The sequence below is a fragment of the Tenacibaculum holothuriorum genome (genome assembly GCF_002120225.1).
Classification (GTDB): domain Bacteria; phylum Bacteroidota; class Bacteroidia; order Flavobacteriales; family Flavobacteriaceae; genus Polaribacter; species Polaribacter holothuriorum.
The window spans coordinates 87,886-103,780 of record NZ_LAPZ01000007.1 but is presented as its reverse complement, the minus strand read 5'-3'; the positions used below and the strand labels follow the sequence as shown (position 1 = coordinate 103,780).

Annotated in this window: 15 protein-coding genes and 3 tRNA genes; 12 read left to right on the top strand and 6 right to left on the bottom strand. The window is 29.4% G+C overall.

From position 1 onward, the window contains the following. Positions 1-11 precede the first annotated feature (11 nt). Entirely contained in the window at positions 12-2,171 is a 2,160-nt protein-coding gene (locus tag WH52_RS09685; protein WP_198938427.1) for a PepSY domain-containing protein, read from the top strand. A 13-nt stretch (positions 2,172-2,184) separates the two neighbouring features. Here the strand turns inward: WH52_RS09685 and WH52_RS09680 are convergent, their stop codons facing one another. Continuing rightward, positions 2,185-2,973, bottom strand: a complete 789-nt coding sequence (locus WH52_RS09680; protein ID WP_158091372.1) for a DUF2971 domain-containing protein — start codon at positions 2,971-2,973, stop codon at positions 2,185-2,187. A gap of 383 nt (positions 2,974-3,356) precedes the next feature. On the opposite strand from WH52_RS09680, the gene WH52_RS09675 reads away from it, so the two are divergent. The 5 genes from WH52_RS09675 (at position 3,357) to WH52_RS09655 (ending at position 10,144) form a co-directional block, all read left to right on the top strand. Beyond that, entirely contained in the window at positions 3,357-5,513 is a 2,157-nt protein-coding gene (locus WH52_RS09675; RefSeq protein ID WP_086030745.1) for a VIT domain-containing protein, read from the top strand. Positions 5,514-5,552: 39 nt separating this feature from the next. After that, positions 5,553-6,641: a hypothetical protein gene (locus WH52_RS09670; RefSeq protein ID WP_086030744.1), complete on the top strand. Its 1,089-nt coding sequence runs from the start codon at positions 5,553-5,555 to the stop codon at positions 6,639-6,641. A 108-nt stretch (positions 6,642-6,749) separates the two neighbouring features. Next, on the top strand, positions 6,750-8,747 hold the full coding sequence (locus WH52_RS09665) for a sensor histidine kinase (protein ID WP_086030743.1): 1,998 nt from the start codon (positions 6,750-6,752) through the stop codon (positions 8,745-8,747). A gap of 1 nt (position 8,748) precedes the next feature. Next, positions 8,749-9,498 carry a LytR/AlgR family response regulator transcription factor gene (locus WH52_RS09660; protein ID WP_086030742.1) on the top strand — a complete coding sequence of 250 codons (750 nt, stop codon included), beginning with the start codon at positions 8,749-8,751 and terminating at the stop codon, positions 9,496-9,498. Between the two features lie 88 nt (positions 9,499-9,586). Next, positions 9,587-10,144, top strand: coding sequence for a YqgE/AlgH family protein (locus tag WH52_RS09655; protein WP_086030741.1), 558 nt, complete (start codon positions 9,587-9,589; stop codon positions 10,142-10,144). Here the strand turns inward: WH52_RS09655 and WH52_RS09650 are convergent. Beyond that, a complete protein-coding gene (locus WH52_RS09650) occupies positions 10,141-10,965 on the bottom strand; it encodes an aminotransferase class IV (RefSeq protein ID WP_086030740.1) in 825 nt (274 codons plus the stop codon). The two genes, WH52_RS09655 and WH52_RS09650, sit on opposite strands and share 4 nt — an antisense overlap. 98 nt (positions 10,966-11,063) lie before the next feature. Then, complete coding sequence (locus WH52_RS09645) at positions 11,064-11,447, bottom strand: START-like domain-containing protein (protein WP_086030739.1); 384 nt, start codon at positions 11,445-11,447, stop codon at positions 11,064-11,066. Positions 11,448-11,551: 104 nt separating this feature from the next. Between WH52_RS09645 and WH52_RS09640 the strand changes: the two genes are divergently transcribed. Then, positions 11,552-11,625: transfer RNA gene (locus WH52_RS09640), tRNA-Met, on the top strand. 42 nt (positions 11,626-11,667) lie between these two features. On the opposite strand, the gene WH52_RS09635 is transcribed toward WH52_RS09640, so the two are convergent. Beyond that, a complete protein-coding gene (locus tag WH52_RS09635; protein ID WP_086030738.1) occupies positions 11,668-12,552 on the bottom strand; it encodes an MBL fold metallo-hydrolase in 885 nt (294 codons plus the stop codon). Between the two features lie 42 nt (positions 12,553-12,594). Continuing rightward, a complete protein-coding gene (locus WH52_RS09630) occupies positions 12,595-13,029 on the bottom strand; it encodes a GNAT family N-acetyltransferase (RefSeq protein ID WP_086030737.1) in 435 nt (144 codons plus the stop codon). A 33-nt stretch (positions 13,030-13,062) separates the two neighbouring features. On the opposite strand from WH52_RS09630, the gene WH52_RS09625 reads away from it, so the two are divergent. From WH52_RS09625 to WH52_RS09615, 3 genes are all read left to right on the top strand, one after another. Beyond that, on the top strand, positions 13,063-13,509 hold the full coding sequence (locus tag WH52_RS09625; protein ID WP_086030736.1) for a GNAT family N-acetyltransferase: 447 nt from the start codon (positions 13,063-13,065) through the stop codon (positions 13,507-13,509). 60 nt (positions 13,510-13,569) lie between these two features. Beyond that, a tRNA-Gly gene (locus WH52_RS09620) sits at positions 13,570-13,642 on the top strand. Positions 13,643-13,687: 45 nt separating this feature from the next. Next, a tRNA-Gly gene (locus WH52_RS09615) sits at positions 13,688-13,760 on the top strand. Positions 13,761-13,792: 32 nt separating this feature from the next. On the opposite strand, the gene WH52_RS09610 is transcribed toward WH52_RS09615, so the two are convergent. Continuing rightward, positions 13,793-14,440, bottom strand: a complete 648-nt coding sequence (locus WH52_RS09610) for a rhomboid family intramembrane serine protease (RefSeq protein ID WP_086030735.1) — start codon at positions 14,438-14,440, stop codon at positions 13,793-13,795. Between the two features lie 85 nt (positions 14,441-14,525). On the opposite strand from WH52_RS09610, the gene WH52_RS09605 reads away from it, so the two are divergent. Then, complete coding sequence (locus tag WH52_RS09605) at positions 14,526-15,437, top strand: lysophospholipid acyltransferase family protein (RefSeq protein WP_086030734.1); 912 nt, start codon at positions 14,526-14,528, stop codon at positions 15,435-15,437. Between the two features lie 148 nt (positions 15,438-15,585). Further along, positions 15,586-15,858, top strand: a complete 273-nt coding sequence (locus WH52_RS09600) for a hypothetical protein (RefSeq protein ID WP_086030733.1) — start codon at positions 15,586-15,588, stop codon at positions 15,856-15,858. Positions 15,859-15,895: the final 37 nt, after the last annotated feature.

Sequence of the window (15,895 nt, the reverse complement as noted above, 5' to 3'; positions counted from 1 at the left end):
TTTTTGAATTAATGACAATTTCTATATGGAGATATAGCCATTTAACTCTGGCTATATCTTCTTTTATTTTTATTTGTTTGGCAGCCATCACAGGTATTATTTTAGCTTTCGAACCTATTTCGAATCAGCTAAAACCGTATGCTATTCGTAATACCAATCAAATTACAATTGCCGAAACTTTAGGTTCTTTAAAAAAAGAATACAAAGAAGTAGTTACTGTTAAAGTAGATCAAAACAATTTTGTTACAGCTTCAGTAATTAAAAAGGATGGTAAAAGTGAAACTTTTTATGTGAATCCTACAACAGGAAAAAAGATTCATTCAATTCAAACAAAAGCTTCTATTTATAAGTTCGCAACAAACTTACATCGCTCATTATTTTTAAAATCTACAGGACGATTTTTAGTCGGATTTTTCTCTTTCCTTCTCTTTTTAATCACAGTTACGGGAAGCATTTTAATCATAAAAAGACAAGGTGGAATTATTCAATTTTTTACAAAAGTTGTCAATGAAGATTTCAAACAGTTTTACCATGTAATCTTAGGTCGCTATTTTTTAATTCCGATAGTATTAATTACACTTACAGGTGTTTATTTGTCGTTAGAAAAGTTTTCTTTATTACCTAAAACCAAAGTAAAACATCAGTACGATTTTGTTTCTAAAACTGATAAAAAATTAGCTATTAAAAACTTCCCTGTTTTCAAACAAACCAAACTAAGCGATTTAAAAAGCATTGAGTTTCCTTTTTCAGAAGATGAGGAAGATTATTTTTTCGTAAAACTACATAACAAAGAACTTTTAGTACATCAATATTCTGGAGAAATTGCAAGCAATCAACAACTTTCTTGGGTTAAAATTCTTTCTGAATGGAGTTTATTTTTACACACAGGTAGAGGCTCTATTTTTTGGTCGATAGTACTCTTACTATCCTGTTTTGCTATTTTGTTTTTCATCTATTCTGGTTTTGCAATTACTTTAGATCGAAAAAAGAAGAGTAAACTTCCTAAAAACAAGTTCAAAAAAGATATTGCTGAATTTATCATTTTAGTAGGCTCTGAATCTGGTAGTACCTTTGGTTTTGCTAAATCACTTTTTGAAGCATTACTGCAAGAAAACAAAACTGTTTATGTAGATCACCTAAACAATTATACAATCTATAAAAATGCTAAACAACTCATCATACTTACCGCAACTTATGGTGAAGGAGAAGCTCCTACAAATGCGTCTAAATTTTTACAACTTTTAGATTTAGTTCAACAAAACAATAATATAAAATATTCAGTTGTAGGTTTAGGTTCGTATGCATACCCACATTTTTGTCAATTTGCTATTGATATTGACAATAAACTACAGGAATTAAACAACTTCTCTCCTATTCTTTCTTTAGCAAAAATCAACAATCAGAACTTTGGCGATTTTAAAAATTGGGCAATACAATGGAGTGAACAAACTCAAATCCCATTAGAATTAAAACAACAAGAATTTAAACCTAAAAAACAATACAATTTTAAAGTATTAGACAAAACCGAATTAAACAATGATGATTCTTTCTTAATTCGTTTACAACCTACTAAAAAAATGAAATTTCAATCAGGTGATTTATTATCTATCACTCCCAAAAAAGACAATATTGAACGTTTATATTCTATCGGAAAAATTGAAAACGATATTCTATTAAGTATTAAAAAACATGATGTAGGAATTTGCTCTAACCTTTTATACAATCTAACTACAGAAGAAAACCTTTCTGCTAGGATTCAACAAAACAAAAGTTTTCATTTTCCTAAAAAATCTAAAGAAGTAATACTTATTGCCAACGGAACAGGAATTGCTCCTTTCCTTGGAATGTTAGAAAACAAAACTAAAACACATGTTTTCTTAGGTCTTAGAACACAACATTCTTTAGAAATGTACAAGCCCTATCTGAATAAGATAAATTATAAAGTTGCTTTTTCTCAAGAAGGAGAAAAAAAGTATGTACAAGATTGTATTCAGGAAGAACAAAAATTAGTAGCTTCTGTTTTAAAAAATGGAGATGCTATTATGATTTGTGGTTCCGTAGCGATGATGAATGGTGTTTTAAACAATCTTGAAAAAATTGTTGCTTCCGAATTAAAAACTCCACTTCAAAAATTTAAAAATAATGGTCAAATAAAAACGGATTGTTATTAAACTAGTTACTGTTTTACTTTATATTAATATTACTTCTTGTTATTTTAATATTTGGAGCAAACTCTTGAATTAATGAATTAACAATTATCTCATCAGATTTTTCACACAAAGGAGCTAACATAATTTCAGCTGTTTCAAATACTTTAGGATTTATATCTACATCATAAAAAGAAGATTCAAATTCATAAATACTCACGAACTCTTTAGGAGTCATTCCATTCATTGTAATAATATCGGTTTGAAAAGGAATTCTAAATCTAATCTCGTTTTCAAATTTCCAATTTTTATTTTTAGCTAGTCCTACTCTATGAAGTTCTAATTTCCCTCCCTGCATTCCTTCTTCTAATCTAGTAATAACAGATGGGTATTCCTCACCCTCTTCAATATACTTTACCTTATCTGGGCCAAAAATTTTATCACTCGCTTCATATCTTACATTGAGGCCATCAATAGATTTTACTTTTAAACTTAAAGGGCGATTCAAAGTTGAAACAAAATATTTATTATGTAAACCATAATTTTCCTCTCTTATTTCTGTAGAATCTGCAAATAAATTTTTGGGATTAATTTTTAATCTAACTCCTTTTAAGTCAGTATACAATTTCCACATTGGTATTGTATCCTTTTCAGATATACTCCATGACGAACTATAAACCAATTTTTCACAATATTCAACATCTTCAGTTTTTCCTTCCAAAGGATCATTTAAATTAGATAATATCGTAAACCTTAAAGTTTTATAATTTAAAATATATGCTAAAGAGTTTATACTTGTATAATGGTAAATTTCTTCTGGTATCATAACTTTTAATTTTAAAATTAAAAATAACAATTTACTCATCTTATACCTAAAAATTCACCTTTAAAAACTAAGAGTTTAAATATCTTTTCCAAAAAAAGAAAATATTAAATACTTTAAAAAAATGAATCTATTTTAACTAATAGATTACTTCGTCATCATTTCGACTCCGCTCAATGAACTCCTCGTAATGACGGAACTTTATTTTCCCTAAGAACTACCAATCAACAAAATCAGTGAGAATCAGTGAAGTTTGTGTCAACTTTTTAAACCTTTTTACCTTAATTTAACGAATTCTAATTAGTTCTCGACGAATTCTAATTAACCCACTATTAAGCTCCATTCTACTTGTACATTTGAGTATATAATTCAAAAATCAAGTAGTTATGAAGCGTTTATTTTTCTATCTCATACTCTTATCAACCGCTCTGGTTTACGGACAAAAAACCGAAAGCCCATATTTAGAAGTTATAAATAATAAAAGTAGCATTCCTTTAAAAAGTACAAAGGCTAATGTGCAAATAGTTGGAACTATTGCTCATGTACAAATTACTCAAACATTTCAAAATTTAGGCACAACACCAATTGAAGCTAATTATGTGTTTCCTATGTCAACTCAAGCAGCAGTACACGACATGAGAATGAAAATTGGTAACAGAACGATTAAAGCTACAGTTTTTGAAAAGCAACAAGCTAATAAAGTATATCAAAAAGCTATAAAAGAAGGAAAAAGAGCTGCAAAACTAGACCAGCAACGTCCAAATGTATTTCAAATGAAGGTTGGAAATATAGTACCTAAAGAAGAAATTACAGTTGATATTTTTTATACAGAAATGCTATTACCTAAAGGTGGAGATTATCAATTTATTTTCCCTGGTGTAGTTGGTCCTCGTTATACAGGAGAAAGTAATTCAAAGGAAAGCACTTTCAACACACCTTGTACAAAAAAAGGCATTGCCTCTACATTTGATTACGATCTAAATATTTGCATAAATGCTGGAATGATGATTCAAAAAGTGGCTTCAGAAACTCATGAACTTGTAGTGAATTACCCTGATAACAAATCAGCAGAAATCGGAATTTCAAAAAACGAGGAAAATCCCGCAAATAGAGATTTTATCATCAATTATTCGTTACGTAGTGATAATATTCAATCTGGATTATTACTCTACGAAGGTGAAAAAGAAAATTTCTTTTCATTAATGATTCAACCACCTAAAAAGATATTGAAAAATGAAATTCCGCCAAGAGAATACTTATTCATTGTAGATGTTTCGGGTTCAATGAACGGATATCCTTTAGAAGTTTCAAAAGAATTGATGAGAAACTTGTTAGGTAATTTGAGAGAAACAGATTCTTTTAACATTCAATTATTTGCATCTACCTCATCAATTTTCAAACAAAAAGCAGTAAAAGCTACGGCTAAAAATATAGAAACAGGATTACATTTTTTACACTCAGGTTCATATTACGCAAGAGGAGGAACACAATTAATAGACGCTTTAAAAACAGCTTATTCCTTACCTAGAGTTCATGAAAACACATCGAGATCAATGGTTGTAATTACCGATGGATATGTAAATGTAGAGAAAGATGCTTTTCATTTGATTGAAAACAATTTGGACAAGGCCAATGTATTCACTTTCGGAATTGGTAGCAGTGTAAACAGATACTTAATTGAAGGAATGGCTAAAATTGGTAGAAGTGAATCGTTTATAGCAACCAATAAAAATGATGCTTTTAGAGTTGCAAAAAGATTTAAAAAGTACATAGCCTCTCCCCTATTAACTCAAATTAAATTAAAAACAAGTGGTTTTGATATTTATGATGTAGAGCCTAAAACAATTCCAGACGTTTTTGCTGAAAGACCCACTGTATTTTATGGAAAGTACAAAGGAAAACCAAAAGGAAAAATAACCATAAAAGGTTGGCAAGGAAATAAAAAAGTAGTTCAGAAAATTAATGTAAAAACTGGAGTAGTAAGCGCAGACAATAAAGCCTTAAAATACTTATGGGCAAGAAAACGAATAGAACGATTAGACGATTATAAAAAGAATTTTTACGACGATGTAAAACAAGAAGTTACACAACTAGGTTTGGCTTACAATTTAGCAACTCAATATACATCTTTCGTAGCGGTAGACAGTGAAATAGTAAACAAAAATGGTTCATTAAAATCGGTTAAACAAGCATTACCACTTCCTATGAATGTAAACAATTCTGCAGTTGGAGCTTCAGTAGAAATTTCAGGAAAATCTAAAGTAAAAAAATCATTCAAAATTCTGTTTTCAACAAACATTAAAAAACAAACAAAAAGAGCAATACAAATGTGGTTAAAAGGAAGCTATTCATCAGTATTAAAAATGTATTTACAAAAGCATAAAAATGTAAAAATACATTTCGACGCAAACGGGAAGATTGTAAAAATTGAAAAAGAAAAAAACGGAGCTTGGTTCGTAGATAATAACCTAAGTAACATCTTAAAAAAGCTTCCAGCAAACATTCAGCTTAACAAAGGAATTGTTGTGACATTAAGAAGCTAAAACGAAACAATAAATTATTAACTCTTAAACTCAAAAATCATGAAAAAATTAAATTTAAAAGTAGCAGTAATTGTAGGATTATTAATGACAGGAACTTTTGTAAACTGTACAAAAACAAAGGAAAAAACAACGAATACAGTTGCGGAGACAATTGAAATTTCTACAACTAACTTAGAAGAAAAGACAGCAGTAGAGTCTCGAAGTCCAATTGTATTTATTACAGGATATGACAAAGGCGATAACAAGTTTTACTCAAGTGCGAGAACCTTTTTTAAAGAAAAACAATATCAAATTGTGGAAGATGCTTATTCGCTAGAGGAAGTTATCAACTGGATGAATAAAAACGTTACTGAAAATCCGTACGGAGAAGTACATATTGTAAGCCATAGTAATCCATGGAAAGGTATGAGTTTAGAAACTGTGATTAATGGAGAGCGTATTACAGCAGAAACACTTCAACGAGATTCTGAAAATCAATTAATTCCTCAATTAAAAGACGGAATTACAGAAAACACTAAAATTGTTTTTCACTCTTGTGGATTAGGAAAAAACACAAAGCTAATGCAAAAGCTTAAAAAGTCATTTTCAGCTAAAGAAGCACCTCAAGTTGTAGCTTCTCCATATTACAATGTTTTTGGCGGTGAGTTTTCAAATCATTATTTAGCAAAACCATACTATGTGTTTTATCCAACAGCAAATTCACCAGGAAAAACAGATCTTTCAAAAGAGATTGCCAGAAAATATCCTAACGAAAGAGAAATTGAATGGTTTGCAGCTTTAACAAATGAACGTGAGCGTTACATTGGTGAGCCTTATACATTTCAGTTTAATGTTCCTATAACATGGGAGTTTGATTATCATAATTCAGATAATGAAATTCCAACATTTGAAACTGAAGAAGCCTTAATGGATTGGATTGCCAACGACGAAGATTTAGCTAAAGAATTAAATAACTTAGATATTCCTGTGGAAAAATTTCGTTGGAGATGGAATGTAAAAAACAGCAAACTTACTGTAAAAGGAAAATCTACTGTACTATGTGTTCTTAAGCCTTTAACCAAGCCATATGGTGATTTACAACACATAAAACCAGACACGAACAACAAGCGTTTATACGCTATGAAATAAGTTTTCATTTTAGGGGTACGTCATTACGAAGAATGTTGCAGGAAGTTGATTGCTATAATTCGTAATGACGTTTTTAATTAGTAAGTTTGTTTATATTCAAAAAAGCTCATGAAAAAAGACTTTTTACATATTATTTCTTGTGTGATTTTCTTCGGAATATTCAACACATACACCCAAGATTTAACATTAAAAAGTTACTCTAAAGAAGATGGATTACCTAGCAATACTATAAACAACATTACTCAAGATTCTATTGGCTATTTATGGTTTGGAACTAATAAAGGACTTACAAGTTTTGATGGTAATGATTTTATAACATATACTACAAAAGATTCTATTTTATCAAATTACATTACAACTTTAAAAACTTCTACTGATAGTTTATTTATAGGGACTGACAAAGGATTATCTATTAAAGTTCAAAATAAGTTTCATAATTACGAATGCAAGAAAATTCTGAGCATAGAAACAGTAAACAATATAGTTTTTGTTGGTACCGAATTAGGTATTTACTATTTAAAAGAAGATTATTTATCACGTTTAAAAGTTAATTCTACTATAGATTTTTCTAAAGTCAACAGTATTATTTATTACAACAACTACTATTATATAGCTACTTCTAATGGTTTATGGAAAACTGATAATCTTCTAAGACCTCAAAACAGTAAACAAATAAAAGAAGGAAACCTTGTATCATTATTGATTTTTCAAAATAAACTACTCGCTTCTACATATAACAACGGAACGTATCTTGTAGATAATAAACCAGAATTAATAACAACTACACCAAGACAAATAACTAAGCTTCAAAAAACGCAAAATCAAATTTGGATTGCCACTAAAAACGAAGGTATTGAAGTTTTGAATAGTGATTATTTATTCGAAAAAAAGATAAACAAATACAACACTTTAGAAACCAATCAAATTAACGATGTGTTTCAAGATAACCAACAAAACACTTGGATAGCAACTGCTAACAAAGGAATTTACAAATATGAAAAAGGTCCAATAACTGAAACTAATTCACCCACTGTAAATTTTTCAAATATTGAAGTTGTTTATAATCCTTTAGATAGTATTTCTATAAATAATTATCATCAAACATTACAGCTTCCTCCTAGTAAAAATCATATTTCATTTAGTTTTAAAACCGTAAATATTAACAATCCTAAAAAGGTAAGGTATCGTTACAAATTAAATAATATTACAAGTCCTTGGAGTGTTAAAAACAATGTTGATTTTGCTAATTTACAATCAGGAAATTATACTTTTTCAGTTCAATCTAAAGTAAATGGTAAGGAAAGTACTTTTAAAACATTTCAGTTTTTTATTGATACACCTTTATATAAAAAATTATGGTTTCAAATAAGTGTACTAACTACTATTCTTCTAATAATAACACTGATAGTTTATAGATACATTACCAGAATTAGAGCTAAAAACAAAGCCAAAGTTGAAAAACTACAATTAGAAAATCATTTGTTATCTCTTGAACAAAAAGCATTACAATTACAAATGAATCCACATTTTATTTTCAATGTTTTAAACGGAATTAAAGCCCTAGCTTCTTCAGAAGATAATGTACTCGAATTACACTCAACCATAAACACATTTGCTACTTTATTACGATCTGTTTTAAGTAATTCGAGAAAGGAAGAAATTAGTTTAGCGCAAGAAATTACTACTTTAAAAAGCTATATAGAACTCGAACAGCAGATGAGTTCTAAAAACTTCACATACAATATTAATACACATATTAGTTTAGATGCCGATGAAGTTTTAATTCCACCTATGTTAATGCAACCGTTTGTTGAAAATAGTATAAAACATGGAATTAAGCCTATAGAAAATGGAGTACTCACAATTTCTTTTGATGAAGTTGATAATTATTTACATTGTTCTATTATGGATAACGGAGTTGGTTATAAACAATCTCAAAAAGATAAAGAAAAGAAAAGCCATAATTCGCTTGCAGTAAAAGTAACTCAAGAAAGAATTCACAGTTTATCTGGTAACAATAGCTTTGTTATTGAAGAATTAAAAGAGAATAACAACGTAATAGGAACAAAAGTTTGGTTTAAACTTCCTTTAAAAACCGATTTTTAAAATGACACAACTTTCTGCCATATTGGTTGATGATATGCCTTCTGCATTAGACATATTAAGTTCTGATTTAAAACAATTTCATACAGATATTGAAATTATTGGAACTGCAAAAAGTGTAGTTGAAGCTTCAAAATTACTACGACAACAACAACCCGATATTCTTTTTTTGGATATTATGTTAGGAGACGGAACTGGCTTTGATGTCTTAGAAATTCATCCAGATTTACAATCTAAAATAATTTTTGTAACCGCGAGTGATGAGTTTGCTTTAAAAGCATTTAAGTTTGCTGCTATCGATTATGTTTTAAAACCATACTCGCAAGAAGATTTATCAACTGCTATTGAAAAAGCCAAGAGCCAAATTCAACCCAACAATGAACAATTATCTGTTCTACAACAATCCATTAATTACCCGAATCAACGTCCAAAAAAAATATCACTCCATACTTCTGATAAAATTTTAGTGGTAAACTTAGATGACATAATTCATTGTAAGTCCGACAATAATTACACAGAGTTTTTCATGAAGGATAATACGAAGATTTTAGTCGGAAAAACGTTAAAACACTTCGCTGATATGTTAAAAGAATACGGTTTTTTACGTGTTCATCAAAGTCATTTAGTGAATTTACAGTACATAAAAGAGTTTATAAAATCTGATGGAGGCTACATAGTTTTAACAAATGAAAAGACTGTACCTGTGTCAGTTAGAAAGAAAAACGAAGTTATTAATGTCATAAATTCTATTTAGGATTTTTCCTTTTTTTACAGTTTTTAAAGAAATGTGTTAAATTTTTACTAAAATTTTACATATATTAGTGATACTAATTTAACCAATCATGGTCGCTTTAAAACCACAAAAAGGCAGACTTTTAATCGCTGAACCATCAATTTTAAATGATCGTTCCTTTAAGCGTTCTATTATTTTTTTAACTGAACATTCTACGAATAGTTCCGTTGGATTTATAATGAATAGACCTCTTGAATATTCTCTTAGTGATTTAATTCCTGAGATTGATTGCGATTTTACTATTTATCAAGGCGGTCCTGTAGAACAAGACAATTTATACTTTATTCATAAAGTACCTCACTTACTTCCTAACAGTATAGAAGTTTCTGATGGTATTTATTGGGGCGGAGATTTTTCTTCTCTTAAAACCTTATTACTTAAGAATAAAATTAATCCCAATGATATTCGTTTTTTCTTGGGTTATTCTGGTTGGGGAGCTAATCAACTAGAAGACGAATTAAGCACTAATTCATGGTTTGTGTCTGAAAATGATTACGACAATATTCTTTCTAAAGAAGATGATACTTTATGGAAGAATAAACTTCTTCAAAAAGGGGGAAAATATAAAATTTGGGCTAACGCTCCAAGCGATGTTCAATTGAATTAAGATAAAATCATTTGAGTTTGTAAACTCTTCCTTACCTTTTCACTTAGTTCAGTTTTAAAAGTTTTTTTACGGTAATTTGTTACTGGCTGTACACCAATAATAGCATTTGTTATAAAAACCTCATCTGCTTTTTGTACTTCAAATGGTGAGATTGATGTTTCTTCTATTGTATAATCTGGATGTTTTTCAATCAGTTCAATTACTTTTTTTCTAGCGACTCCTTTTATACAACCTTCAGATAAAGCTGGAGTTTTAGCAATATTTCCTTTAATGATAAATATATTACCATTAGTTACTTCAACAACACCTTTTTTCTCGTTCAAAAGAATACAATTATCTAAATCGTTTTCTTCTGCAAAAATAGATGCTAACGTATTTACCATTCTGTTATTGGTTTTTACAGTAGATAATAAACCTGAATAGTTGTAAAAATCTTTATATAGATCTATTCTATAAGTTTCCTTAACAGTAGTATTTAACTCTTTAACCTCGATTAAATAATCAATTTCATTTGTTTTAGGAGTATACAAACCGCCATCTTTTCTAAAAACATTCAATCGAACTCTATAAGTTTTGTTTGATTCTTCTATAGTTTTTAAAATCTCTTCTTGTAAAAACTCTAATGTAAATTTCATCGGAATTTTCATACGCAACATACGCATTGACGCCATTAATCTGAAATAATGATCTTCCCAAAAAACCACCTTATTATTAACTACCTTAATGGTTTCAAAAATGGCATCTCCATATTTAAAACCTCTATTTTCATTAGTTAGCTGTAAAGTTGAATCTTTTAATAATTCTCCGTTAAAATTTAACATTGTAAAAAAATTTGATTGCAAACTTACTAATTAAGCTTTTTTGTGCATAAAAAAACTCGACAAATATTGTCGAGTTTAACTTTTAATTTAAAATTTTGTTAAGCACCAATGGTATGTTTTAACTCATCAATTTGATTTTCCCAAAACATCTTAGACTCTTCTACCTCATCTTCGTCGTCTGCAAAATCGGTAATCATTAACGCAACATCTTTTGTTAATGGATCTACCTGAATTCTAAACTCAAAATAGCTATCATCTCCTTCACTCTCAGTCCACTTATATTTAATACGTTCATCAGCTTTATTTGCCAAAATCTTTGCTTCTTCTTCAGAATCATTCCACATAAATGTAATTAATTTACCTCTAGAGTTTACTCTATCAGCAAACCACTCTTCTAAACCTGCTGGGGTAGCAAAGTATTGATATAGCATACTTGGTGAGGCATGCACAGGAAATTCTAATTCAAATTTTACTTTACTCATGTACTTTTTGTTTGATGCCAATATATATAAATATTCTTTCAAAAAAAAATTGAATTATTTTGTTGTGTGAATCTAAAATTCCTTTATATTTGCACCCGCAATCAGGCGAGGTAGCTCAGGTGGTTAGAGCGCAGGATTCATAACCCTGAGGTCGGGGGTTCAACTCCCCCCTTCGCTACTAGAAGTAGCAACAAAAACCGAGATAAAAATCTCGGTTTTTTTATTTATTGTCTTTCAGACTTTTATAAATTGTTTCTCTTATTCTTTCTTCAGTAATCCAACCACTAAACTCTTTGTAAGCTTTTGTAATTTGACTATTCTTTTTTACTTCTTCTAAAGTTTTTCCTTCTTTTATTTCATTCTCAATGCTTATTTTTAAATCCACCAACATTTTTAAATAGCTTTCTAATTCTTTTTCATTAGAAACTTTTCCATGACCTGGAATAATTTTAGTATCCTTATCTGCTATTAACATCATTTTCTTTATCCCATTAATATACCCATCAATACTTCCGCCAGAATTTAAATCTATATAAGGAAACTTACCTTGAAAATACGCATCACCAACATGCAATACATTACTATTTGTAAAGTATACTATTGCGTCTCCATCGGTATGTGCTTTATGTATATGTGTTACCAGTATCTCTTCTCCATTTAAATGAAACTGCATATCATCAGTAAAAGTTATAACTGGTAATGCTTCTTTAGGTGAAGCAGGTCTTTTTTTACCCCAAACAACCTGATCTACACTCATTCTTTTTCGCACATTTTTATGAGAAACAATAACAGCTCCCTCATTTTGCATATTAGCATTTCCTCCTGTATGATCTCCGTGCCAATGCGTATTTACTAAATAATTAACCGGCTTAGGTGTTATTTCCTTTATAGCTTTAAGAATTTTTGGCGTTAATGAAGCAAACTGATCATCAATCATAAAAACTCCATCATTACCCACAAACAAACCTATGTTACCTCCTCTACCTTTTAACATATATAAGTTATCTGTAATTTTTTCAGCAACAACTTTTACATCTTTCATTTGAGCATTTATTGATATTGAAGCTATCATACAAATACTCACTATTAGTTTGGCTAATTTCATTATTAAGGTTTTAAGTTTATAAATGAGTCGAAAAAGAAAATATTATTTTACATCTACATACATTATATAATGAGTTCCTACTTTGTCTATACTAAAAGAATTTCCTAAAATTTGAAACCCTTGTTTTTTATAAAAATTGACTGCTACTTCTCTTGCATTACACCAAAGTATATTAGCACTCCTATTTCTTAAGATTATTATAGCAAATTCCATTAACTCTTTTCCTACTCCTTTTCCTCTAGCTTTATTCATAGTTGCCATTCCTCTTAATTGGTATTGATTCTCCGTAAATTTTTCATTTCCAGATTTCATAAAAGAAGCTATTCCTACCAATTCATTACTTAAAAAAGCCCCTAAATGAAAAGTATTATTATCTAAATCTCCATTAAACTTAAACGGTAAATCTATTCCCTTTCGCAACACTTCTTTTCTTATAAAATAAGTATCTTTTGCCTCGATAACTTTAATTTTAATCATAATTTATTTTCTTTAATATAAAAAATCGACACAATGAATATACAATATAGACCAATACCAGAAAACGAAATCGATATTATATTCCCTTTGCTAAAGGTTATTAACACAAAAACACCACACGATATATTAAAAGAGAGAGTTTATGAAATGATTAAACTACCCCATTACGAATGTGTTGGTATGTTTGATGGTGAAAAGCTAATAGGAATATCTGGTTTATGGTATACACTAAGACATTATGTTGGTAAAAGTGTAGAACCAGATCATGTAATTGTTGATGAAAGCTATCGAGGAAATGGTTTAGGCAATAAATTTTTCGATTGGATTTACGAATACACAAAGAAAAAAGGTTGTGAAGCCATCGAATTAAACACATATACAGGCAATAAAAAGTCTCATAAATTTTATTACAATGAAGGCTTCGAAATCTATGGCTTTCATTTTGTGAAAGTTATGAGAAATGACCAAAATTTTTATTAATTTTATTAAAAAATGTTTTGCAGAAATCAGAAACTCTTCTATATTTGCAACCGCTTTACTGCGGGAGTAGCTCAGTTGGTAGAGCGTCAGCCTTCCAAGCTGAATGTCGCCGGTTCGAACCCGGTCTCCCGCTCAAATTTCTTTGAAATAAATATATTAAAAAAGCAAAAGCTTTACCGCGGGAGTAGCTCAGTTGGTAGAGCGTCAGCCTTCCAAGCTGAATGTCGCCGGTTCGAACCCGGTCTCCCGCTCAAAAAACCGAAACTAATTAGTTTCGGTTTTTTTATTTCTTAAAATTTATCTTATCTCCAAAGAATAATAATCCTAAAATTATTGCTCCCATTATTACAACCAGCATTGGTTCTTTAGTAAAAATATATGGTTTTAATAATAATGTTAATGCAAAACCACCTATAGCCCCACCTAAATGTGCTGAGTGCCCAATATTACCAAGATTACTTTTCATACCGTAAATAGAATACAACAAATACCCTATTCCAAACACATATCCTGGTAATGGAATTGGAATTGGCAACATGATTAAACTCATGTCTGGATATAATAATATTGCAGAAAAAATAATTCCTGAAACTCCCCCGGAAGCACCTACTGCACTATAATAATATTCGTTTTTATGTTGATATAAAGAATACATACTTCCTGCTAATAAACTTCCGAAGTAAATCAATAAAAAATTTATTTCTCCAAAATTTACAGCTACCACTTTTCCAAATAAATACAAGGCATACATATTTAAAAACAAGTGCAAATAATCTACATGTAAAAAACCTGAAGTAAACATTCGCAACTTCTCTCCTCTTCGTATACTTCCTACCTGAAACTTATATTTTTCGAAAAATCCAAAATCATTAAACCCTTTTAAAGACACCAATACATTGGCTATTATTAATATTAAAATTATTCTATTCATTTATAAAAATCATTATAGTGTTTAAATATACAGATTAAAATGTAGGTTCAAATTTTAATCCGATATTTGCAAAAAAATATTTTTAATGAAACGTTTAGCATTTTATTGCGTTTACCCTATAATTTGGTTTCTTTCCCTCTTACCTTTAAGAGTATTATATATTATTTCTGATTTTTTATTTCTAGTAAACTACTATCTAATTGGTTATAGAAAAAAAGTAGTTAAAGAAAATTTAGAATTAGCTTTTCCAAACAAAACGGAAAAAGAGATACTAGCAATTAGAAAAAAGTTTTTTAAGCATTTTACTGATTTAATGGTAGAAAGTATTCGCTTTTACTCTATTTCAGAAAAAGAGATGAAAAAACGGTATAAATGTATAAACCCAGAAGTTCTCTCCGACCTTACTAAAAAAGGAGAAAGTATTATTTTAACTGGTAGCCATCTAGGAAATTGGGAATGGTCTTGTGCACTACCACTATTTTTTGAAACCCCAATTTTTGGAACCTATAAAGAATTACAAAATAAATATTTTGATGCTTTTGTTTTAGAATCTAGAACTCGATTTGATATTAAAGCAGTTGAAACAGCACAAACCATTAAAAACTTAAAACATAATGTAGATAACAACATACAAGGGATCTATATTTTATTAAGTGATCAATCTCCACAAATGCATAAAACATTTCATTGGTCAAACCACATGGGAGTTAAAGTTCCTTTTCATACTGGAGCAGAAATGATTTCAAAGAAATTTAATATGCCAGTCGTAAACTTCGCTCCTAAAAAAGTAAAAAGAGGCTATTATGAAATTTACTTTGAAGTTTTAACTGAAACTCCTAACGAATTTAAAAACTTTGATATTACCGATATGTACGCAGAGATAACCAATAAATATATTGAAAAACAACCTGCTTATTATTTATGGTCTCATAAACGCTTTAAACATAGAGGTAAATACGACGAATGGTTAAACTATCGCAGAAATAAGAAGAAATAACAATAAGATGCCTTTACAAATATGTAGAGGCTATTTTTTTGTTTCTATCTTCTAAAACAAATACGGAAAATCACATACAAAATTGCGGTTTTCTCCTTTAACAACTACATATCAACAACTTATATTTGTAATATAAAATTAGGAGGTTATGATAGAAGTTGTATTTAAGACATTAATATTCAAAACAAAACATATTGAAGTTAATCGTTTCATAAAAGAGATTACCGAAAATAATAGTGAAACAAGTTATAATGAAGTAAAAGAATCTTTATTAAAACTTGTGTTATATAAATTCATTAAGATAAAAGACAAATCTAACAAAGGGCTATACATCAATAAAGAAAACAACTTTTTCAAGGCTCGTGAATTAGGCAGTGTAAACAAGTGGCTAGAACAACAAAGACTAATTAACCAAGCTTAACCGAAAAACATCATAAATAAAAAATCCTTTATCGTAC

Bases quoted from the DNA above. Each gene is read 5' to 3' on its own strand.
- WH52_RS09645 (WP_086030739.1), bottom strand. From the start codon at position 11,447: ATGAGTAAAGTAAAATTTGAATTAGAATTTCCTGTGCATGCCTCACCA.
- WH52_RS09635 (WP_086030738.1), bottom strand. From the start codon at position 12,552: ATGAAATTAGCCAAACTAATAGTGAGTATTTGTATGATAGCTTCAATA.
- WH52_RS09665 (WP_086030743.1), top strand. From the start codon at position 6,750: ATGAAAAAAGACTTTTTACATATTATTTCTTGTGTGATTTTCTTCGGA.
- WH52_RS09675 (WP_086030745.1), top strand. From the start codon at position 3,357: ATGAAGCGTTTATTTTTCTATCTCATACTCTTATCAACCGCTCTGGTT.
- WH52_RS09670 (WP_086030744.1), top strand. From the start codon at position 5,553: ATGAAAAAATTAAATTTAAAAGTAGCAGTAATTGTAGGATTATTAATG.
- WH52_RS09605 (WP_086030734.1), top strand. From the start codon at position 14,526: ATGAAACGTTTAGCATTTTATTGCGTTTACCCTATAATTTGGTTTCTT.
- WH52_RS09650 (WP_086030740.1), bottom strand. From the start codon at position 10,965: ATGTTAAATTTTAACGGAGAATTATTAAAAGATTCAACTTTACAGCTA.
- WH52_RS09630 (WP_086030737.1), bottom strand. From the start codon at position 13,029: ATGATTAAAATTAAAGTTATCGAGGCAAAAGATACTTATTTTATAAGA.
- WH52_RS09680 (WP_158091372.1), bottom strand. From the start codon at position 2,973: ATGATACCAGAAGAAATTTACCATTATACAAGTATAAACTCTTTAGCA.
- WH52_RS09685 (WP_198938427.1), top strand. From the start codon at position 12: ATGACAATTTCTATATGGAGATATAGCCATTTAACTCTGGCTATATCT.
- WH52_RS09600 (WP_086030733.1), top strand. From the start codon at position 15,586: ATGATAGAAGTTGTATTTAAGACATTAATATTCAAAACAAAACATATT.
- WH52_RS09655 (WP_086030741.1), top strand. From the start codon at position 9,587: ATGGTCGCTTTAAAACCACAAAAAGGCAGACTTTTAATCGCTGAACCA.
- WH52_RS09660 (WP_086030742.1), top strand. From the start codon at position 8,749: ATGACACAACTTTCTGCCATATTGGTTGATGATATGCCTTCTGCATTA.
- WH52_RS09625 (WP_086030736.1), top strand. From the start codon at position 13,063: ATGAATATACAATATAGACCAATACCAGAAAACGAAATCGATATTATA.
- WH52_RS09610 (WP_086030735.1), bottom strand. From the start codon at position 14,440: ATGAATAGAATAATTTTAATATTAATAATAGCCAATGTATTGGTGTCT.